20 protein-coding genes are annotated in these 20981 nt (G+C 66.8%); 8 read left to right on the top strand and 12 right to left on the bottom strand.

Annotation, left to right across the window (positions count from 1 at the left end):
• Positions 1-18 precede the first annotated feature (18 nt).
• Complete coding sequence (locus QME71_06215; protein ID MDI6857891.1) at positions 19-2268, bottom strand: transglycosylase SLT domain-containing protein; 2250 nt, start codon at positions 2266-2268, stop codon at positions 19-21.
• Positions 2269-2383: 115 nt separating this feature from the next.
• Between QME71_06215 and QME71_06220 the strand changes: the two genes are divergently transcribed.
• The 3 genes from QME71_06220 to QME71_06230 all read left to right on the top strand — a co-directional run bounded on the left by QME71_06220 (position 2384) and on the right by QME71_06230 (position 4557).
• Positions 2384-2866: a hypothetical protein gene (locus tag QME71_06220; GenBank protein MDI6857892.1), complete on the top strand. Its 483-nt coding sequence runs from the start codon at positions 2384-2386 to the stop codon at positions 2864-2866.
• Between the two features lie 13 nt (positions 2867-2879).
• The gene (gene alr / locus QME71_06225; protein MDI6857893.1) at positions 2880-4085 is read left to right on the top strand and encodes an alanine racemase; all 1206 of its coding nucleotides are present in this window, start codon (positions 2880-2882) and stop codon (positions 4083-4085) included.
• A gap of 91 nt (positions 4086-4176) precedes the next feature.
• Positions 4177-4557 (top strand): hypothetical protein, encoded by a 381-nt coding sequence (locus QME71_06230; protein MDI6857894.1) that lies wholly within the window; start codon positions 4177-4179, stop codon positions 4555-4557.
• Positions 4558-4636: 79 nt separating this feature from the next.
• On the opposite strand, the gene QME71_06235 is transcribed toward QME71_06230, so the two are convergent.
• The 9 genes from QME71_06235 to QME71_06275 all read right to left on the bottom strand — a co-directional run bounded on the left by QME71_06235 (position 4637) and on the right by QME71_06275 (position 13434).
• The gene (locus tag QME71_06235) at positions 4637-5455 is read right to left on the bottom strand and encodes a hypothetical protein (protein MDI6857895.1); all 819 of its coding nucleotides are present in this window, start codon (positions 5453-5455) and stop codon (positions 4637-4639) included.
• A 154-nt stretch (positions 5456-5609) separates the two neighbouring features.
• Positions 5610-6593 (bottom strand): electron transfer flavoprotein subunit alpha/FixB family protein, encoded by a 984-nt coding sequence (locus tag QME71_06240; protein MDI6857896.1) that lies wholly within the window; start codon positions 6591-6593, stop codon positions 5610-5612.
• A 32-nt stretch (positions 6594-6625) separates the two neighbouring features.
• A complete protein-coding gene (locus QME71_06245; GenBank protein MDI6857897.1) occupies positions 6626-7435 on the bottom strand; it encodes an electron transfer flavoprotein subunit beta/FixA family protein in 810 nt (269 codons plus the stop codon).
• Between the two features lie 81 nt (positions 7436-7516).
• Positions 7517-9628 carry a (Fe-S)-binding protein gene (locus QME71_06250; protein ID MDI6857898.1) on the bottom strand — a complete coding sequence of 704 codons (2112 nt, stop codon included), beginning with the start codon at positions 9626-9628 and terminating at the stop codon, positions 7517-7519.
• A 130-nt stretch (positions 9629-9758) separates the two neighbouring features.
• Positions 9759-11315, bottom strand: coding sequence for a long-chain-fatty-acid--CoA ligase (locus tag QME71_06255; protein ID MDI6857899.1), 1557 nt, complete (start codon positions 11313-11315; stop codon positions 9759-9761).
• Positions 11316-11353: 38 nt separating this feature from the next.
• A complete protein-coding gene (locus QME71_06260; GenBank protein ID MDI6857900.1) occupies positions 11354-12136 on the bottom strand; it encodes an enoyl-CoA hydratase-related protein in 783 nt (260 codons plus the stop codon).
• A gap of 15 nt (positions 12137-12151) precedes the next feature.
• The gene (locus QME71_06265; protein ID MDI6857901.1) at positions 12152-12391 is read right to left on the bottom strand and encodes a hypothetical protein; all 240 of its coding nucleotides are present in this window, start codon (positions 12389-12391) and stop codon (positions 12152-12154) included.
• A gap of 3 nt (positions 12392-12394) precedes the next feature.
• Entirely contained in the window at positions 12395-12649 is a 255-nt protein-coding gene (locus QME71_06270; GenBank protein ID MDI6857902.1) for a hypothetical protein, read from the bottom strand.
• A gap of 5 nt (positions 12650-12654) precedes the next feature.
• Positions 12655-13434 carry an enoyl-CoA hydratase-related protein gene (locus tag QME71_06275; protein MDI6857903.1) on the bottom strand — a complete coding sequence of 260 codons (780 nt, stop codon included), beginning with the start codon at positions 13432-13434 and terminating at the stop codon, positions 12655-12657.
• 199 nt (positions 13435-13633) lie between these two features.
• Here QME71_06275 and QME71_06280 point away from each other — a divergent pair, with 199 nt between their 5' ends.
• The 5 genes from QME71_06280 (at position 13634) to QME71_06300 (ending at position 19192) form a co-directional block, all read left to right on the top strand.
• The gene (locus tag QME71_06280) at positions 13634-14863 is read left to right on the top strand and encodes a CoA transferase (protein MDI6857904.1); all 1230 of its coding nucleotides are present in this window, start codon (positions 13634-13636) and stop codon (positions 14861-14863) included.
• Between the two features lie 2 nt (positions 14864-14865).
• The gene (locus tag QME71_06285) at positions 14866-16254 is read left to right on the top strand and encodes a CoA transferase (protein ID MDI6857905.1); all 1389 of its coding nucleotides are present in this window, start codon (positions 14866-14868) and stop codon (positions 16252-16254) included.
• Between the two features lie 277 nt (positions 16255-16531).
• Entirely contained in the window at positions 16532-17290 is a 759-nt protein-coding gene (locus tag QME71_06290; GenBank protein ID MDI6857906.1) for a glucose 1-dehydrogenase, read from the top strand.
• 10 nt (positions 17291-17300) lie between these two features.
• Positions 17301-18167: a CoA transferase gene (locus tag QME71_06295; protein ID MDI6857907.1), complete on the top strand. Its 867-nt coding sequence runs from the start codon at positions 17301-17303 to the stop codon at positions 18165-18167.
• 2 nt (positions 18168-18169) lie between these two features.
• Positions 18170-19192 (top strand): CoA transferase, encoded by a 1023-nt coding sequence (locus tag QME71_06300; GenBank protein ID MDI6857908.1) that lies wholly within the window; start codon positions 18170-18172, stop codon positions 19190-19192.
• A gap of 22 nt (positions 19193-19214) precedes the next feature.
• Here the strand turns inward: QME71_06300 and QME71_06305 are convergent, their stop codons facing one another.
• Both QME71_06305 and QME71_06310 read right to left on the bottom strand, forming a co-directional pair.
• Complete coding sequence (locus QME71_06305; GenBank protein MDI6857909.1) at positions 19215-20129, bottom strand: class I SAM-dependent methyltransferase; 915 nt, start codon at positions 20127-20129, stop codon at positions 19215-19217.
• 35 nt (positions 20130-20164) lie between these two features.
• Positions 20165-20977, bottom strand: coding sequence for an alpha/beta hydrolase (locus QME71_06310; GenBank protein MDI6857910.1), 813 nt, complete (start codon positions 20975-20977; stop codon positions 20165-20167).
• Positions 20978-20981 lie beyond the last annotated feature (4 nt).

The following is a 20981-nucleotide window of genomic DNA, read 5'->3' on the forward strand; positions in this document are numbered from 1 at the left end:
GAAGGACAGTCCGCCGCGTCAGTAGGGAAGGCGCGGGTACGCTTCTCCCTGGTGGAGGTACCGGTACACCGCCAGGTTCTCTATGACCCGCCGCACGTATAGCTTCGTCTCGCCCAGGTCGATCTCCTCGACGAAGAGATCGACGTCATCCGGCGCCGCCGAGCGCCAGCGAGCGGCGTTCCCCGGCCCCGCGTTGTAGGCCGCGAGCGCGTGATAAAGGTTGCCGTCGAAGGTGGAAAGCTGATTAGCCAGGTAGTGGGCGCCGAACCGCACGCTCGTCTCCGGCCGCAGCAGCGCTTTCACCTCGAATTCGCGTCCCAGCTCCCGCGCGATCTCCTCACCCGTAGAGGGGATTACCTGCGTCAGCCCGCTTGCCCCCGCCGATGAGCCGGCCAGCGGATCGAAGAAGCTCTCCTGACGTATCAGCGCCAGCATCATCAGCGGCGACACCCCTTCCGCCTCCTCCGCCGACTCCATCAGTTCCTCATAGCCATAAGGGTAACCCAGGTGAAGAAGTTCCCCCGGCGCCTCGCCCAACCGATCGCCCGGCACCCTCTCGAGAATGAGCTGCGCGCTCCGCGCCGATATCTCCGTCAGCCCGAAAGCGCGCGCCGTCCGCGACAGCGCTAACAGCCGACTTGCGCTGTTCGGGCCGTACATCAGCTCTCGCAGTTCATCGCCTGCCTCGCGGGGCATTCCCAGCGCTATCAGGTCGAGTCCGCGCAGCCACCGCTCGTCCAGCCAGAGCATCCAGCCGTCGCCCCCGCTCTGCCCCGTTACTTCCGCCAGCCAATCGCCCGCGTCTTTCGCTTCAGGTGTTTCGGAGGCGGGAGCCGGCGTCTCCCGACCCGCGAAGTTCTCCCTGAGCAGGACATCCGCCCTCAGCCCGTAATAGCTCAGCGGTTGAGCGCTGCGGAGCCCTTCCAGGCGCGATTTCCCTGCCTCCTCTTTGCCCGACGCGAGTTCCGCCTTTGCGGTCCACAACAGCGCCCGTCCTCTCTCATCTTCGGAAGGCGCCAGGGCCGCCGCTATTCCCCAAATGGACGCTGCCTCCGCGACCCGGCCATCCAGGTACAACACCAGCCCGCTCCGAAACGCCGCTTCAGGCGCCAGCTCGGCCCCCGGGTACTCCGACGATATCAGCTCGTAGACTTCGAGTGCCTCTTCCAGGCGCCCGCCCTTCTCAAGCAGCCGTCCCCGCCACCATAACGCGTCGTCTGCCAGCGGGGCCTCCGGCGCCATTTCGTACGCCGTCGCGTACTCCCGTATCGCCGCGGCGTCGTCGCCCAAGCGCTCGTGTATCGCGCCCAAGTAGTAGTGCGCGGCGGCCGCCCTCTCTCCCGTCGCTTCCTCTTCCAGCGACCGCTGCAGCGCCTCCCGCGCCTCCTCGTTCTGGAAGTGACGGTAGTAGACGAGCCCCTCGTCAAACGGGTCGATTTCCACCCCCGCGTCGAGCAACGACGCCAGCGCCTCGCTCGCCGCCGACGTTATCGGGTACTCCGTCACGACCTTCCGCGCGTCGTTTGCCCACGTCGGATCGCCGGCCGAGCGCTTTATCACGCTCATGCGCCAGAGCGCCAGCGCGCGGTCCGCCGCCGATTCGCTTTCCGAAAGCAACCGCCCGTACCACCTGAGGGCTTCGGCGTCGCTGCCCACCTCGAATTCCTGCGCCATCATCAGCAGCACCGCCGGCCGCCGGCGTTCGGGCAACTCAGACAGGGCCGCTTCCGCCTCCCGCGAGGCTTCCTCCATCCGTCCCATCGATGCCAGAAGCCGCGCCATCTCCACCCGCGCGTATGCCGCCGCCAGGCCACCCTCGGTCACGTACCGCGAAAACATCGCCAGCGCCTCTTCGTCCCGTCCGAGGCCGGCCAGCGCCCGCGCCGATAGGAAATGCCCGGGTGCCAGGTTGCCCTCTTCCCCTGCCTCCTCCAGATACGCCGCCGCCTGCTCATGCGCCTCGTCGTAGCGCTCCTCCCACAGGAGGATCCGCGCCGACGCCAGCCGCGCCTCCTGGCGGTCGGACTCGCGGCCCCTCTCGATCACGGACGCGTACACCGCCAGCGCCTCTTCGTACCGGCCGTCACGGTAGTACGCCTGCCCCAGCGCCAGATCGGGGGGAGAGGACGTGGCCTGAGACGTGCCGGCCGCCGCCGTTAGCAGTTCGGTTTCCGAAGGGGCGTCGTCGCCGTCGAGATCGTACCGGAACAGGATGAAGGCGGCGACGGCCCCCACGGAGAGGACCACAAGGAAAAGACGAAGGGGCATCTCAGTCGCTTACGATATCCGCGCTCTCGGATAGGCCTCAATGTTCAGTTGACATCGATTATGTCCAATGTTACACTCGCAAGGTAGCGGCGTCAAAGCGCCTCACCTATCTCCCATGAACCTTTTTCGCTTTACCGTCATCGATTGCACCGGAGGAATCAGCTTCGTTGCCCACGGCGACGCCCTCCCCGCTCTTCTCAAAGCCTGCTCCGACGGTCCCGACACCGTCACCGCTCTCCTGGAGGGCGTCGACCCCTACTATCGTAGCTTGCGCGAGTACGTCCTCAACGGCCTGGCTGTATTCGATGAACACAACGCCCACGGCAACCACGACGCCATCGCCAGCGCCTTCGACGTCTGTCGGCCCCACGAGCAGCCCGTCTTCCGCATCGTCGACGACCGCACGAGAGAGGAGAGCTTGCGCCCCGTGAAGGCGGGCGCTATCATCTTTAACCTCTCCGCTAAGAGGATCGTGCAGATTCAGAACACGTACCGGGAGATAAGCCGCGACGGCCGCGGCCGCGTCTTCGATGGGGAGAACATGACCAACTCCATCTTTCGGTACCGCCTGCCCGCCGAGTGGCAAGTCGTTCCCTAGCGCCGCCTCTCTCATGGATGAGACTCCCCCCGCACAATCCACCGACTGGTCCGGTCGACCCGTCTGGGCCGATATCGATCTCGACGCCCTGGGCGAAAACGTGCGGCAGCTCAAGCGTCAGGCCGGCGGCGCCGCTCTCATGGCCGTCGTTAAGGCGAACGCCTACGGACACGGCGCAATCGCCGTCTCCCGCGCCGCTCTCGCGGCCGGGGCGGAGCGCCTCGCCGTCATCTGCGTGGACGAGGGAGATGAACTGCGCAGGGCCGGCATCAACGTCCCCATTCTCGTCATGGGGTTCACTCCTCTCTCACAGGCGGAACGCGTCGTCGAACTGGGGCTCACCCCCACCGTCAGCACCCCGGAACTCGCCCACGCACTCGCCCAGCTTGCCCGGAAAAAAGGCATTGTCCAGCCCATCCACCTCAAGGTGGAGACCGGCCTCAACCGCTACGGCCTGCCGCCCGAGCAGCTCCTGCCGCTCGCCGAGTCGCTGCGCGACGAACCGGGGTTGCGCATCGAGGCGCTCTTCACCCACTTCGCCACCGGCGATGAGGACGATAAGAGCTACGTGCATTACCAGCTCGATAGGTTCAAGCGCGTCGCCGGCGCTTTGCCCTGGATTCCACTAAGGCATGTAGCCAATACCATTACCCTCCTCAACATGCCCGATCTCTCGTTTGACATCGTCCGGCCCGGTATCGGGCTTTACGGCTGCTACCCGTCGCCGGAGGCGCGTTCCGTGCCCCTGCGGCCCGTCCTCTCCCTCAAGAGCCGCGTCGCGCGGTTACGCCGCCTCGAGCCGGGCGAGAGCGTCAGCTACGGCTGCACGTGGACAGCCGCCCGTCCCAGCGTCATTGCCCTGGTGATGTGCGGCTACGCCGACGGCCTCCGCAGGGAACTGTCGAACAAGGGAAGCGTGCTCATCCGGGGACGTCGAGCGCCGATCGTCGGACGGATAGCGATGGACATGTGCGTGGTCGACGTGACCGAGATACCGTACGTCGCCCTCGACGACGAAGTTGTGATAATCGGACGCCAGCGCGACGAGGAGATCACGGCGGAGGAGCTTGCCGCGCTCTGCGGCACCATCAACTACGAAATCCTCGCCGGTATCAGCGCCCGCGTGCCCCGCGTCTACCGCCGGGCAGGACAGATCGTGGCCGCGCAGACGCTCGTAGAAAAGCCCGCTCCGGAAACGCTGCCTTCGCAAGACAGTTAGCTCCCGCCCGAATGCGCGGCTTTGGGCCAGCCTCTGGCCCTAACACGGCAAATCGGCTATCATTTGCTCGCCGATAATCGAAAGTGAAGGGATGACGACGATGCTGAGGCTCCTGGCGGTCCCGCTGATGGTGACTGTCTTCCTGGCCCTGGGAGGCCCGCCCTGCACGAACGTTTCCACCCTCGCCGCCGCCGCCCGCTCGCGCGACGCCGGCGCCCCCTGCCTCTGCGCACTCAGCCCCGACGTGGTCCGGCAGCTCAATAGCCCGTCGCTACAGGCGGCCCCGACCGTCGAGCCCCAGGACGGCACCGCCGCTGCCGAAGGTGACAACAACGACCTCGTGTCGGTGCAGATGCTGGTGTTCGCGGTGGCGCTCGCGGCCGCCGCCCTCGGCCTCCTGGGGTACCTCCTGCGACGCACCCTCGGCCTCGATCAGATGCCGCCGCCGGACGACGGGCCGTCCCACCACTAGGGCGCGGAAACTCGGGGAAAGAAAGGGGATGCCGGGACTATCCTGAGGGCACGGCCTGAAGCCGGTTCACTGCGCGGGGCTACTCCTCTTCCTCCTCCTCTTCTTCCTCTTCTTCGCCCGCGCGGCCTATCGATGGCAGCGTCGCCGCCCGTTCCTCTCGACGCCGCGGCTGCGCTGGAACCGCCTCGATCCTCTTGCGCAGCTCTGGGACGGCCTCCAGCACCTGCGCCTCGTTGCCGTTCAGCAGCAGCAGCGACACTCCGGAGTCGCGCAGCGATTCAAGTTCAGGCGTTTCGAGCGGGGGCGCGGCCGCGATCATGAGCGGCTTGCGCGCCAGCCCGACGACCCGTCGAAGCTCAATCTGCCCCGATACTGAGAGGGCGTCATCCGGCTCGCTCAGCATGATCGCCTCCAGCGGCAGGCTCTCTATGGCCCTGAGCTGGCTGTCCCTGACTTCCCCTTGCAGCGCCAGGACGTAGCCCGCCTTGCTCTCCAGCAGCGCCGCCGCCGGCGTCTTCTCGGCGCTGAACACGAAAAAGTCGATTCCTGCCTCCACCAGCGCCGCCACGCCTTCGCGGTCGATCTCCTCCTGCCAGACGCCGCACGGGACGTCGCCCGCCGCCTCGACAGCTTTGCGCGCGCTCTCAGCGGCTTCGGCGAGCGCCCCCTCTTCCCGCTTCCCGCGCGTGAAGAACCCCACGCGATGTCCCTCCGACAGGCGGAACAGGAGCGCGTCCGCCCCCTTTTCCACGGCTGTCGAAACGGCTTCCGCGTCCGCGGAGTCCAGCCGCAGCACCACAAGGAGCGGCGGTACGCGCCGTCCGGCCGCCGCGCGGAAGCCGATGGGGGCTGCTTCCAGGCGCAGCGCCTTCTTAATCTTGTCGCCCAGTCTGCTCATTGCTTGCCCCTCGCTTCCGAAAGACGCTGTCGGCGATGATAGCCGCAGGTAGTATCGCTGTCAACAACGCTGAATAGGAGGGCCAGGCTTGCACCTGGCCCCCGTTTGCCGTCAGGTCTCACCCGGACGGTGTCCGGGAAGCCCTCATCGATGACTAAGCCTTCAGCTTCTTGCAGGCCTCCAGCAGCGCCGGCATGACCTTCTTGTAGTCGTCGACGATGCCGAACCGCGACGACTTGAAGACTATGGCTTCCGGGTCCTTGTTGATGGCGACGATGGTCTTCGCGCCGCTGCAGCCCGCCATGTGCTGGCTGGCGCCGGAGATGCCGACGGCGAAGTAGAGCGTCGGCCCGACGATCTTCCCCGTCAGCCCGATCTGCTCGGAAACGGGGCGCCACCCATTGTCGCAGGCGGCGCGGGTAGCTCCTACGGCTCCTCCCAGCACCTTCGCCAGTTCTTCGAGAATCGCGAACCCCTCGGCGCTGCCTATGCCGCGCCCGCCGGCCACGATTACCTCCGCATCCTCCAGCCGGATCCCCTCTTCGGCCACTTCCTCATGGGCGACGATCTTGTCGCGGATCGCGCTTGCGTCCAGGCCGGCGTCCACCTTCGTAACCTGGCCCTGACGCGAGTCATCGCGGGGAAGAGGGTCCTGCGCCTTCGAGCGGATGGTCGCCAGAACGGGGGATGTGTTGAACGAGTGGATGGCGCGCGCGTTCCCGCCATAGCAGGGGCGCTCCACCATCACCTTGCCGTCCTGCGCCATGACGTTCAGGCAGTCCATCGCCGCCGTGCTTCCGAGGCGGAAAGCAAGACGGGGGATCAGATCACGCCCCACGTCTGTCTGCCCGCCGAGCACCGCGGCCGGGTCGGCCTGGGCCACGACCTTCTGCATCGCCGCTGTATAGCCGTCGTTGCTGTACTTCTCGAGCAGCGGGTCGTCGACCACGTACACCTGGTCGGCGCCGTGCGCTATCAGGTCCTTGGCCAGCCCTTCAACGCCCGAGCCCAGGAGGGCCGCCTGGACCGGCTGCCCCATCTGGTCGGCGACGCGACGCGCGGCCCCCAGCACCTCGGTCGTGATCGGCGCGACAGAGCCGCCGCTTGTTTCGGCCACAACCATTATTCCGTTTGCCATAGCTCACGCTCCTCGCTTTCTATTGACAAGGGCTAGAGGATCTTCTCTTCGCGCAGCCGCTGGGCCAGCTTCTGGGCCGTCTCCTCGGGCGTCTCACCCTCGATGACCTCGCACTCGACCTCGCTGACCGGCTGGAACAGACGCTCAAGGTTGAGTCTCACTGCTTGTCTGCCCACCTGCGAGGCGTCCAGACCCAGGTCCGCGGCCGTCCACGTCGTGACCTGCTTTCTCGCCGCCTGCATTATCTGCTGCAGCTTGGGGTATCGCGGTTCGCCCAGCTCGTTGCTGATGGTGACGGCGGCGGGAAGAGGCGCCTCGATGGTGTCATACCCTTCCAGGAGCACCCGCTCGACGGCGATCTTGCCGTCCTTGACAGTGACGGACTTGGCGAGGGTGACGCTGGGGATCCCCAGCATTTCCGCCACGCCTGAACCGGTGGTGCCCGCGTCCCAGTCGGTTGCCTGGCGGCCGAACAGCACGAGGTCGTACTCGCCGATCTTCTCGATCGCCTTGGCGAGCGCGAGGGCGGTAGTGTAGCTGTCGCCGTTCTCGAACGCGTCGTCGCACAGGAGAACGCCCTCGTCGGCGCCCATGGCCAGGCCGTGCTTGATCGCGTCGCGCGCCGATGCCGGTCCCATGCTGATGATCGTGATCTTCCCATCGCCCAGGGCGTCCTTTATGCGCAGCGCCGCCTCGACGGCAATGCCGTCGAACTGGCTGACCACCTGGGCGACTCCTCCAGCAGGTATGACCCTCTTCGCCGCCTCATCTACCTTAAAGGCCGATGCCGGCGCTTCCGGGTCTGGCACCTGCTTCACGCAGACAATCATGTTCAGTGCCATGAACTACCTCCTTGGCTGTAATCGCGGGTCACTCTCAGGATCGATGCCGACATCAGTTTTACGGGTTTAGCGCGTAAAAGGTCAAGGGTTTGTCTCTACCTCTTCACCCTCAGCCGGCGCCTGCTCGCGGGGTTCTTCCAGCCACACCGAGTCCTTCTTTGACTTCGTCGACGCCTCCAGCAGCTCGACGATGTCGAGGGCGCGCATGCGCTTCTCCTCGTCCGGCTCCAGCGCCGGGATGCCGTCCTCGAACATCTGGATGCAGAACGGACAAGCCGTCGCCACAACCGTCGCGCCCGTTTTCATCGCTTCCTCGGTGCGCACGTGGTTGATGTGCGGCCCTTTGCTCTCCTCCACCCACATGTGGCCGCCGCCCGCGCCGCAGCAGAACGTCGTCTTTCGCGACCGCTCCATCTCGACAACCTGCGCCCCGGGAAGGCTCCTGAGCACCCGGCGCGGCTCATCGATGATTTCGTTGTGACGGGCGAGGTAGCAGGAATCGTGGTAGACGATACGCTCCGCGACCTCCGCTTCCATCTTGAGCTTCCCCTCCTTCAGAAGCCGCGCCAGGAGCTCGCTATGGTGCACCACCTCGAAGCGGCCGTCGAATTGGGGGTACTCGTTCCGCATCATGTTGTAGCCGTGCGGGCAGGCCGTCACTATCTTCTTGACGCCCTTCGAATTCATTGTCTCGATCGCCTGCTGGGCCTGCATCTGGAAGAGGTATTCGTTGCCCAGACGGCGCGCCGGGTCGCCGCAGCACGGCTCCTCTTCGCCCAGCACGCCGAAGCTCACGCCCGCGCGTATGAGGAGCCGCGCCAGCGCCTGCGTAATGGGGATGTTGCGATCGGAGAGGGCGCCGGAGCAGCCCACCCACAGCAGGTACTCCTGGCTGCCGTCGAACAGGGGCACCTCCATGCCCTCCATCCAGTCGGTGCGCGTCCACGTAGTCCCCCGCCAGGGGTGGCCGCGCTGCTCGATCTGCATGAGCGTCGCCTGCGCCGTCTCCGGCATCTGCGCTTCGTCCATTACCAGGTAGCGTCGCACGCCGATGATCTCCGGCACGTGCTCGATCATCACCGGGCACCAGTACTGGCACGACCCGCAGGTCACGCAGTCCCATATCGACTCGAAGCCCATCGTGTCGATGGGCCGCGGCGGCTCCCCGCCGTTGCGCTTCACGGACGGTCGCAGCGTCAGGACGGAAAGCAGCGTCGGCGTGTTGGCGAGCAGGGCGACGCGGCCCGCGTGCTCGATCTCCTTCGGCGAGAGTTCCTTCTCCGTCAGGTACGCCGGGCAGTTCGACTGGCAGCGGCCGCACTCGGTGCAAGTGTAGAAGTCGAGGAGCTGCTTCCACGTGAAGTCCGTCACCCTGCCCACGCCGAAGGTCGCCCCCTCCTCCGCCTTCTCCATCATCGTCTCGATGTCGATCGGCTTCAGGACGCCGGTGCGCTCCATGTCGTGGAAGAAGACGTTGAACGCGACAGTGAGGACGTGCGAATGCTTAGAGTAGGGCAGATAGCAGAGGAATGCGAAGAGTATCGTCAGGTGGCTGAACCAGGCGAAGGTGTGCAGTCCCTCCGAGGCGCCCTCCCCCAGACCCACCGCGTCCCAGAAGTTCGCGAGGCCGAACGCCGCGAACGAGAAGTAGTCCTCGCTTCCGCGCTCCAGCGATATCTCGAGGCTGTTGCCCAGGATATCGGTCACCATCAGCAGAAAGATGAGGCTCAAGATCGTCCACGCGTCGCGGTTGAGGGTAATGCGCGGCGGCTTGATGAACATGCGCTGGTAGGCCGCCATGCCGATACCGACGATCACCAGTATGTTGAAGAGGTCCATAACGGGCCGGAATCCGGTGTAAACGTCGCCGAGGAGGCTTTGCAGGCTCAGGTCCTCATGGACGCCGTCGAGGAGGAGGTTGAGGCTTCGCACGAGGAGGACGAGAAAGCCCCAGAAGATGAGTACGTGAAGTATTCCGGAGTACCAGTACTGCCGCCGGAAAAACTTCGACTGCGCGATCATGATCAGGAAGAAATCGCGCACGCGCTGCGGCAGGTGGTCAAAACGCGCCTCCGGTTTCGACTGCAGGAACGGAATGAGACGCGTGATGACGGTCAGAACGAAGAACGCGCCGAAGCCGAGGATGATCAAATAGAAAAAGATGCTTCCGGGAAGCTCGTTCGACGGAGCCACTGTTTTCCTCCTCTCGCTGCGGCCCTCGCATTCGGTGCCATTGCGGTGATGGGTCGCAGCCGATCATCATACACCCCGGTCGAATTAAACAGCAACGCTGAGGGTGAAGGGTCCGGTCTTGTTTATGTAGCTACGCAGGCCGGCCGTATGTCTTTCGCAGTTCCGTCTTCAGCACCTTGCCCAGCGGGTTGCGCGGCAGTTCGTCCACGAACGCCACCACGCTCGGCGCCTTGAAGCTGGCGAGACGGCCCTTGCAGTACTGTATCACCTCCTCTTCCGTCATCTTTTCGCCCGGCTGGAGCACCAGCAGCGCCATCACCTTCTCTCCCCACTCGACGTCGGGGACGCCGATGACCGCCGCTTCCGCGACCTTCGGGTGCTCCTCCAGGCAGCTCTCGATCTCGCCCGGCGATATGTTCTCGCCGCCGCGGATGATCAGGTCCTTCGTCCGTCCGGTGATGAACAGGTAGCTGTCTTCGTCCAGGTAGCCGACGTCGCCCGTGTGCAGCCAGCCGTCCACGATCGCCTCCGCCGTCGCTTCTGCCTGGCCGTGGTATTCGCGCATGATACGGGCGCCGCGAACGCAGATCTCGCCCTCTTCGCCGGGGCCGAGCACGTTGCCCTTGGGGTCCATGATCGCGATCTCCACGTCGTCCATCGGCCGTCCGACGGAGCGCAGCCGCCGCAGCTTCTTCTCCCGCTCCTCGTCCGTCCCCTCGATGCGGTGGTCCTCCGGCCCCAGGTACGTCATCGTCGAAGTGCTCTCCGTCTGGCCGTAGGCATTCATCAGGCCGCACTTGAACACATCGACGGCCCTGCGCACCACCTCGTAGGGCATGGGCGCGGCCCCGTACGTAATGAGCTGAAGCGAACTGAGGTCGTACTTTTCGAAGTCCGGGTGCTCCATGATGCGCTTGAGCATCGTGGGCACGACGAAGCTGTGCGTGACCTTCTCCTTCTGCACCGCTTCCAGCCAGAGGCCGGGCTCGAACTGGGGCAGGATGACGAGCTTCCGCCCGCCCCAGATCGACGACATGATCGCCGTGAGGCCGGCAACGTGGTATACGGGCACCGACAGCAGCGTGACCTCCAGCGGCTGCTCGGGGTCGGCGGGGCTCATGGTGTTGACCACGTAGACGGAGAGGGTGAGGTAAGTCAGGATGACACCTTTGGGGAGGGCTGTCGTTCCGCTCGTGTACATGAGCACGGTGGCGTCGCCCTCTTCGATGGGCACAAACACCTCCTCGTCGCTGCCCGACGCCAGGAGATCATCGTAGGCAGGCATGCCGTCGACGCGGCCGTCGATGCAGACGAGGTCTTTCACCCCCGGCGTCTCCGGCTGCAGCGAGCGCGCGAGGTCGACATAACGTTCGCCGACGAAGAGCAGCGACGCTTCGGAGTTGTTGAGCATGTGCACCGTCTCTTCGCGCTTGGCCCGATAGTTCAGCGGCACGAAGACGGCGCCGATCTTGGCGCAGGCGTAGTACGTTTCGACGTACTGCGGGCTGTTGAGGGCCATCACCGCGACCTTCGTGCCCTGCTGCACCCCCCGCGATAGCAGCGCGTTCGCCAGGCGGTTAACGCGCGTCGCCATCTCCATGTAGGTGATGCGCTGCTCGCCGCACACGAGCGCCTCCCTATCGGGTACCACCGCCGAGCTTATTTGCAGGAACTCCGCCGTGTTCATTTCATCCCTCACATTTCCTCAAACACCCGGTTGCCGCGTTATTCTCGAAAGCCGCTCGCCTGCTTTTCCCTGTACCGCCGGAGGCCCGCCGCCGCTTCGTCCGACGCCAGCGCCAGCGCCGCCAGACGCTCCTCGAGCGCCAGTCCCTCCGCGAGCGGCAGCTCGATGCCCCTGGTGAGCGCCTCCTTCGCGTAGGCGAGGGCGAGCGCCGGCCTGGATATCAGCCGTTCAGCCCATTCCTCCGCCTCGGCGTAGAGACGCTCTCTCGGCACCACCCTGTTCACCAGCCCCAGCCGCACCGCCTCCGCCGCGTCGATCTCGCGGCCGGAGAGGACCATGTCAATCGCTACGCCGAAGGGCACTGTACGCGCCAGGAGCTGCGTGCCGCCCGCCGACGGTATGTAGCCGAGGCCCACCTCCGGCAGGCCGAAGCGCGCGTCCTCGCTGGCGATGCGGACGTCGCAGCACATGCTCATCTCGCAGCCGGCGCCCAGCGCGTAGCCGTGGATGGCGGCGATGAGCGGCTTGTCGATGTCGAGCATGAGCTGCCAGAGGTCGCGCTCGCGCCGCGCGCGCCGCGCCTCGACGTACGAAGGGGAGGTGCCGAACTCGCTGATGTCGGCGCCCGAGGAGAAGGCGCGTTCGCCGGCGCCCTTGATTATGAGCGCCCCGACCGTGGGGTCGTCGCGCACCGCCTGCATCGCCGTCCACATCTCGTCGCGCATCCGCAAGTTGAGCGCGTTGAGCACCTGCGGACGGTTCAGCGTGAGCCAGGCGATGCGCCCGCGCTTTTCGTAGAGTATAGTCTCGAACCCGTCCAAGGGGCCGCCGATCGACTAGCGCCAGTCCGGCCTGCGGATCTGGCTGCGCTCTTTGCTCGCCAGGGCCTTAGCCAGGTCCTGGTTGATCTTCTCCGCCAGCAGCCGCATCCCCTCGCGCGACGGCTGCATCTCCTGGCTGCGCCAGAGGCGTATCCGCGCCCGGTCCTCGTCGGATATCTGCGTCTCTTCCAGCATCCGCGAGAGGACGTGCGACATCAGCGCCCACGCCTCGTCTACTTCAAGCTCTACCTTCATCCCCTATGTCTCCTTGGACGACACGTACCAGCCCTTGCGCCGCAGCAATCGCCGCGTCTTCTCGTCGAGGGTGTTGCCAAGGGCCTCGTTCATGCCGATGGCGAGGTCGCTCATCTCCGCCGTCCCTTCCGCCCGGTCGGTCCGCCAGCGCTTTATCTCCCTGCGGGCCTCCGCCGAAAGCTCGACGTTGTCCAGCACCTGCGAGACGACAAGCGTCATGATTGACCACGCTTCGTCCGGTTCCAGTATCACCTGCATCCAGTTCACCTGCCCTTGAAGTTGGGGTCTCTTTTTTCGAGGAAGGCGCGCACGCCCTCCGCCCTGTCTTCCGTCGTCTGGAGGATAATCGTGAGGTCGGTCTCGAAGCGGAGCGCCTGCTCGAGGGGCATCTCGGCGCCCCGCAGCACCGCTTCCTTGGCGTAGCGGACCGCTATCGGCCCCCGGCGCGCGATCTCCTCCGCCGTCGCCTCCGCCTCCGCCATCAGCCGCGGGCGCGGCGTCACCTTGCTCACCAGACCGATCCGCAGCGCCTCCGCCGCGTCCACGACCTCACCCGTGAGCACCATCTCGAGCGCCTTCGCCCGCCCGACGACGCGGGGCAGCCGCTGCGTTCCGCCCGCCATGGGGAGGAGCCCAAAGCCCGTCTCCGGCAGTCCGAAGCGGGCGTTGTCGCTGCAGATCCGCACGTCGCAGGCGAGCGCAAGCTCCAGGCCGGCGCTGAGAGCAACGCCGTTGACCGCGGCGATCACCGGGCGGCTGAGACTGTTCAGGAACGAGAATGAGCCGCCGAGGACGCGCTCCCGCCGCGCCCACTCCAGCGGCGTCTCGTCGCCGATCCGCGAGACGTCCCAGCCGGAGCAGAAGACGTCGCCTTCACCCGTGACGATGGCGACGTAGCAGTCGGGGTCGTCGTTTATCGCGGCGGCAGCGGAGGCCAGTTCGGAGAGCGCTTGCTGATTGAGGACGTTCCCCTCAGCGGGGCGGCAGAGGCTGACGTAAGCGAGATGCCCCTTCTTTTCCAGCGTGAGGGTCCGGTACGTCATGGTGGCCTTTTCGGCGCGCGGTGCCGCTGTGGTGTGAGCGTGGGGATCGTAGCAACCAGCCCAAATAGAGTCAACAAAGGGGACTCCGACCACGCTTGGCGGGCCGCCTCCTGCCTGCGCTTGCCCTACGCCGGTCCCGCCTGTATCATGCCAGCCGAGGCTATCGCCTCCAGACCGGACGAAGAGAGTCAGCGTTCTCATGCCGGACCCAGCCCTCTCAGACCTGCGCGTAATCGAAGTCGCCCAGGGCATCGCGGGGCCTTACTGCGGCAAGCTGCTCGCGTCGTACGGCGCCGATGTCATCAAGGTCGAGCCGCCGGGCGCAGGCGACCTCTCGCGGCGCTTCGGCCCGTTCCCGGAAGACATCCCCCACCTCGAAAAAAGCGGCACCTTCCTCCACCTGAACACAAGCAAGCGGAGCGTCACGCTTGACATAACCGGCGAAACGGGCCGACTGGCATTCCGACGCCTCCTCCAGAACGCCGACATCCTCATCGAGAACTGCGCGCCGGGACAGATGGCGCAGTGGGGGCTCGGCTACGACGACCTCAAGGCCGATCTCCCTCGCCTCATCTACGTCTCGATCAGCCCCTTCGGCCAGACAGGCCCCTACCGCGACTACAAGGGCAACAGCCTGACGGCGATGGCCACCAGCGGCGTCATGTACGTCACCGGCGCCCCCGACCGCGAGCCGCTGACTACCGGCGGCGAGCCCGCGGAATACCTCGCCGGCATGTACGCCTGGCTCGGCGCCCTCGCCGCTCTCGCCTATCGCGACCGCGAGAACGCGGGGCAGCAGGTAGACGTCTCGCTCATGGAAGCGGCCGCCTCGGCCGACGAGTACAGCGCCGCCATGTACGCCTTCATGGGCGCCATCCGCCGCCGCTACTACTCTCGCCACCTCTTCAGCTACCCGTCCGACATCTACGCCTGCAAGGACGGCCACGTCGTCGTCAGCCCCGCCGCTCAGGGCTTCCCGTCGCCGACCGCGACCGACCAGGGCGCCTCGCCCATGTCCCTGCTCCTCGGCGACGTCGAGCTCGACCAGAACGACCTCTTCCGCGACCGCTGGGCCCGCTGGTTCCGCTGGCAGGAGTTCGAGAGGCTTCTTCAGCCATACCTTGAGAGCAATTCCGCCGACGAAATCGTTTCGTTCGCGCAGGCGCTGCGCATGCCTTTCGCCCACGTCTTCAACGCCGCCCAACTCCTCGAAAACGAGCACCTCAGGGAGCGCGGCTTCTTCCAGGAGATCGATCACCCGCAGGCAGGCCGTCTCAAGTACACCGGCGACCTGTTCAAGGCCGATCGCATGAAGGCGCCGCTGCGGCGCGCCCCGCTCCTCGGCGAGCATAACGAGGAGATACTTGGGGGAGAGCTCGGCTACACGAAGAAAGACCTCGAAGTGCTCCGCGGTCAGGGAGTGATCTAGACATGGCGAAGCTGCCCCTCGAAGGAGTCCGCGTCCTCGACTTCACCCAAGTGTGGGCGGGGCCCGCCTGCACCTCCATCCTCGCCGCTCTCGGGGCCTACGTGATCAAGATCGAAGGCATGAGCCGCCTCGACATCTCCCACATCCTGCTGACCGCCGAAAACCAGTTCACCGCCGAGCTCTGGAACCGCGGCCCCTACTACCACTACCGCAACCCCGGCAAGCGCGGCATCACCCTCGACCTGCTTCATCCCGACGGCATCAACCTCGTCAAGCGCCTCGTGCCTGCCTGCGATGTCGTTATCGAAGCCTTCTCCCCGCGCGTCATGGGCAACTTCGGCCTCACCTATGAAGTGCTGCGCGAACTCCGGCCCGACCTCATCATGATGTCGATGTCCGGCTACGGCCAGACCGGCCCCTACAGCGACTACGGGGCCTACGGCATGGGGCTGGAGCCCGCCTCCGGCATCGCCTCCATCACCGGCTACGCGGACAGCGGCCCCACGCGCACGGGCGTCTCCTTCACCGATCCCATCGCCGGGATAGCCGGAGCCGCGGCCGTCCTGATGGCGCTGCGCCACCGCGACCGCACGGGCGAGGGCCAGTACATCGACATGTCGCAGCAGGAAACGGCGATCCCCTTCATCGGCGCCGCCCTCATGGAGTACCAGATGACGGGCCGCATCCCTTGCCCCCGCGGCAATCGCAGCTCCGTCGCCGCTCCTCAGGGCTGCTACCGCTGCAAAGGCGACGATGACTGGCTGGTGATCTCGATCAGCGATGACGAGGAATGGGCCTCGTTTTGCGAGGCGGTCGGACATGCCGAGTGGCGCGACGACGAGCGCTTCGCCACCATCATCGCCCGCAACCGCAACCACGACATCCTCGACGCCCTCATCGAGGACTGGACGCGCGGGCAGGACCACATCGAGGCCTTCCACCTGCTTCAGAAGGCGGGAGTCAAGGCCGCCCCCGTGCTCAACGGCAAGGAGATGCTCCTCGATCCCCACCTGCGGGAACGCCACTACTACGACCTGCTGGACCATCCCACCGATCTCGGGCCGCGGCCCGTCGCCCGCACCCTCATCGCCAGGTTCGACCGCATGGACCCGAAGCCCGACCGGGCGGCCCCCAGTATGGGCGAGCACAACGCCGAGGTCCTGCAAGGGCTGGCGGGAGTCTCCGACGAAGAGCTGGCAGACCTGGAAGCGCGCCAGATCATCGGCACGGCGCCCATACTCGACATACCGCCGGACGCCGACCTCATGGAGCTGCTGGCGCAATTGCTCTTCCCGCTCGACCGCATGATCGAGCAGGGTTCCATCCGCGCCGTCGAGCCGGACTACCGCCGGCAGCTCGGCCTCGACGAGGGTGCACATACGGGGAAGTAGAGAGCTGGGGGTGTGCAGAGGGGGCCGGCCCCCTCTGCCGGGGGTCCAGGGGGTGTCCCCCTGGTTTCCCAAAAACACTTCTTGGGCGGGTGGGTGGGAAGAAAGGCGCCCGACATAACGGCGATCACCTCTCACGCTGCCCACGCGCAACCAGCTCCGCGCTAAGAGCGCGCCAGCGTCGAAAAGCGCCAGAATACCGTCACGACAGCCCGTGCACACCTCCTTTCTGCCCTGACTGGACGCTGTGCTATATTGACCATGTTCGCAGGAGGCTCAGATGGACCTAGGACTCGCCGGCAAGGCCGCCATAGTCACCGGCTCCAGCCGCGGTATCGGGCGCGCCATCGCCCTCGCCCTCGCCGGCGAGGGCTGCGATGTTGTCCTCTGCGCCCGCGGCGAAGCGGCGCTCCGAGATGCGGAGGCTGAGGTCGGCAGGCGCGGCGTGCGGACGCTCGCCGTCGCCGTCGATGTGACGCAGCGCGACGGCGTCGAGACGCTTGTCCGGCGCGCCGTCGACGCCTTCGGCCGCGTCGACGTGCTGGTCAACAACGTCGGCGGCTCATTCGCCGGCGATGAAGATGACGCCTGGGATGCCAGCTATCGCGCCAACCTCCTGGCGGCTGTCCGCGCGACCCGACTCGTCGCGCCCCACATGCGGCGGCAGGGCGGCGGCAGCATCATCCACGTCGCGTCGATATGGGGGCGCGAGTCCGGCGGAGCGCTCACCTATAACGCCCTCAAGGCGGCGCTCATCAGCCACGCCAAGAACACGGCCCTCGCCCTTGCCCCCGACAACATACGCGTGAACTCCGTCGCACCCGGCTCCATCGCCTTTCCCGGCGGCTCGTGGCAGCGCCGGATCGACGCCGACCCAGAGGCGATGGCGCGCTTCGTCGAGGCGAACATACCGATGGGACGCTTCGGTCGGCCGGAGGAAGTGGCGGCGGTCGTCGCTTTCCTCGCCTCCGACAGGGCGAGCTGGGTGACGGGCGCTTGCATCAACGTGGACGGCGGCCAGTCCCGCTCCAACATCTGAGCGCCGCGCAATGGCTGACCAACCGCTGGAAGGGCTGCTCGCAATCGACCTCGCGGGAGGCGTCGCAGGCGCGTACTGCTGCTCGCTCCTCGCCGCCGCGGGCGCCGAAGTCATCAAAGTGGAGCCGCCGCGCAAAGGCCACCCCCTCCGATACCGCGCCCCCTTCCTGAAGGACATCCCCGCGCCGGAGAATAGCGCCCTCTTCCTCTTCCTGAATGCGGGCAAGAAGAGCGTAACACTCGACTGCGAAGCGGAAGACGGGCGCGCCCTGCTCCGCGCCCTTGTCGACAAGGCGGACGCCCTCGTCGAAGAGGCGCCTCCCGGCTATCTCGCCTCACTCGGCCTGACCTACGACGACCTGCGCCGCACGAACCCCCGGCTTGTCATCACCTCCGTCACATCCCACGGACCGTGGGATTCCCGCGCCGCTTACCGCCTTGACAACTTGACGCTGCTTGCCGCCGCCGGACGGCTCAACCCGGATGTCGGCTGCGGAGCGGACGAGGCCGCGGGCCACGCCGCTGAGTACGAGGCGGGGCTGAACGCCTTCGCCGCCACCCTCGCCGGTCTTTTGGGCGTCGCCGTCTCCGAGCGCGGCCAGCGCGTCGGGGTCGCGGGCGTCGAGTGCCTCGCGGCGACAAGCGTCCTACCGAAACTGTCGCCGCGCCCCGCCGTCGCGGCCGCCGTCCCGTCCGTGGAGACCGAGCACCCCCTCGCGGGCCGCCTGGCCTATCCACCGCTGCCCTTCGCGCTCGAGGGCGTGGACTACCGGCAGCCGGCGCCCCTTCTCGGCGGCGACAACGCGGCGGTCTACGGCGAGATGCTCGGCTTGACTCCTGACGAGATAGCCTCGCTCGCAGCGAAAGAGGTGATCTGAGCATGAGCCGTCTACCCCTCGCCGCCGTCCGCGTCGTCGAGCTCGATGCCGGCCTTGCCGGCGCCCGCTGCGCGCGCATTCTCGGCGACCTGGGCGCGGAGGTGATCAAGGTCGAGCGGCCCTCGTCCACGCCACCGACCGACGCCCTCCGCTTCGACCTCGACCGCAACAAGCTCGGCTGCGCTATCGACGCCGCGGACGAACGCGGACGCGCGATGCTCCTGCGGCTGGCGCGGCTGAGCCAGGTCGCCGTCGTCGCGTTTGACGGCGCGGGGCCATCTGCGGACCAGCTGCGTGAAGCAAAGCCCGACCTCATCATCGCGTCGCTGCCGCCGTCCGACGGGCCGCCCGCGCTCGAAGACGTCACGCTGGGGACGGCAGCGGCGGCAGGCGTCCTGGTAGCGCTCGTGAAGCACCGGCGCACGGGAGAAAGCAGCCTGGTGGCGCTGCGCGGGGACGCCCTTGCGGCGTCGTTTCGGGGCGAGCGCGCCCTCCGCGCGCCGGCGCCGCCTTCGGCTTCAGACGCTCCCTGCGGCTGCTATTCGTGCGGGAGGGGGACCATCGCCGTCTCCGTCTCGTCCGACGAGGAGTTCGCCGCCCTCTGCCGCGCGATCGGCCGGGAAGAGCTGGTGCGCGACCCGCGCCTTTCCGACGCCCCGTCTCGGAGCGAGAACGCGGCGGAGCTCGGGCGCTATATCGAGGCGTGGACTGCCAATCGCAGCGCGGAAGAGGCGGCGCAAGCGCTCCAGGAAGCGGGGGTGAGTGCCTCGCCCGTACTCACGCCCGGGGACATCCAGCGTGACCCCCACCTGCGACGGGGCGGCTTCTTCGAACTGATCGCCCACCCGGAGGGCGAGCGCGAAGTCCCACGCCTCCCCTGGCGCTTCCGCGGCACGTCCGTCCACACGCGCCTGCCCGCGCCCCTGCCCGGCGAGCACAACGCCTACGTCTTCCGCGACCTGCTGCGGCTGTCAGATGCCGAGATATCGGAGCTGGCCGGGGCGGGAGTTATCGGAAAAGTCTAGGCGCGGCGCGCCAGAACGCGCATCATATCTTCTTCGCCACCATCCAGATGTGATTGGCGAACAGCGCATTCAGCGGCCGGATGTAGCTAAAAGGCCGCAGATACCGCACGGCGTCGAGGCACATCAACTCGATGGAGTGGCGCAACAGCGACCCCTTCTCGATGAACGGGGCCCAGAGCTCGATGCCGTGCGGCACCTCCCAGTGCTCGGTCTTCACCACCCGGAAGCCGCGCACCCGCAGCCTACGGGCGAGGCCGGCGGCTGTCTGCTCGTTGACGTGGTAGCGTTTCTCTCCGTCCGTCCGCGGGTACTCGCGCTCCGTCGGCAACGTCGGCCCGATGAAGTAGCTTTCGTAGCGGGCGAGTTCCGCCAGCCATCGGATGGCCTGGTGAACATGGCGGACGTAGGCCGGGTAAGTCACCCTGTACACGAGGGCATTCGGAGAGGTGTGAACGACGAGCCTCCCGCCGGGCTTGAGCACGCGCCTCGCCTCGTCTAGCGCCTGCCGCAGCACGCGCGGGTACAGGTGCTCGACGATGTCGCTCATGATAGCGGTGTCGAACGAGGCGCCGGGAAAGCTCAGCCTTCGGGCATCCATGATCGCGAAGAAGGCGCGGCCACGGACGTCGGCCGGCATCTCCGCCAGCGCTTCCCGGGCGAGCCGAACCGCCGTGGCCGAGTTGTCGATGCCCACGGCGTCCGCGCCCCGCAGCGCCGAGTGCGCCACCAGCTCGCCCCGTCCGCAGCCGATATCGAGGACGCGTTCGCCGGGCAGGATGCGTGCCAGCTCAAGCGCTTTCCGGAGGCGGGCGCTCAGCTTCTGCCCGCGCGAAGCCAGGAACTCGCCGCTCCCCTCGCAGTGCCACAAGAAGTAGCCGCCGTCGTACTCGTCCGGGGGAACGCCCATCTCGGCAAGGGGAACGTCACTGCTGTCCACGCGAAGTTTCCCGCGCAACCCGACCGCCCGGCAGCTTACGCCGCGTCGAGGAGGAACTCCCGTATTATCCGCGCCAGCTCGTCGCGGTGCAGAGTGTAGTACATCCTGTCCGGCGCGACGACCAGGCGCGACCCCGCGATCGCCTTGTGGACGCGCTCCGCCGATGTTAGGGGGTGTATCTCGTCGCCCGGCTGGCCGATTACGAGCGTCGGCGCCCGTATCTCGCCGAAACGCTCGACAGGCAGGTCGGGGCCGTCCACTACGCCTCGTATGGCGGCGACGATGCCTTCCGCGTTCTGGGCCAGCAGCCACTGCCGCATCCACTCGGCCATCTCGGGGGGAAACGGCTGCGGCGCGCCCTCGGCGTAGAGGCGGACGGCGATGTCGACCGCTTTCTCCAGCCCCACGCTCTCGATCAGGGTCGCCAGCCCGCCCAGCGTGTTTCGCGCCACAGCGAACTCCTGCCGGTCGAGCGGAGGCGGCAGCATCAGCACGAGTTTCTGGACCATCTCCGGGTGCTCGAGGGCGAAGACGATGCTCGTGCCCGCTCCCATTGAGCCGCCGCCCACGAAGGCGCGCTCGACCCCCAGGTGCTCGAGCAGCGCGTGCATATCGGCGGCAAGGCCGCGCCAGTGGTAGTCGGCAGGATCGGTGGTGTGACCGGAGAGTCCGTGACCGCGGGCGTCGTAGTTCACGACGGTGAAGCTATCGGTCAGGAGGTCGGAGACGTCGCCGAGCACGGCCATCGTCGCCATGCTGCCCAGCAGCCCGTGGGCCATGACCAGCGGGGGCCCCGCGCCCGAAACGCGGTAGTTCATCTCGAAGCCGTTGACCGTCGCGGTTGGCACGCCC

Source organism: Dehalococcoidia bacterium (assembly GCA_030018455.1).
GTDB lineage: Bacteria > Chloroflexota > Dehalococcoidia > DSTF01 > JALHUB01 > JASEFU01.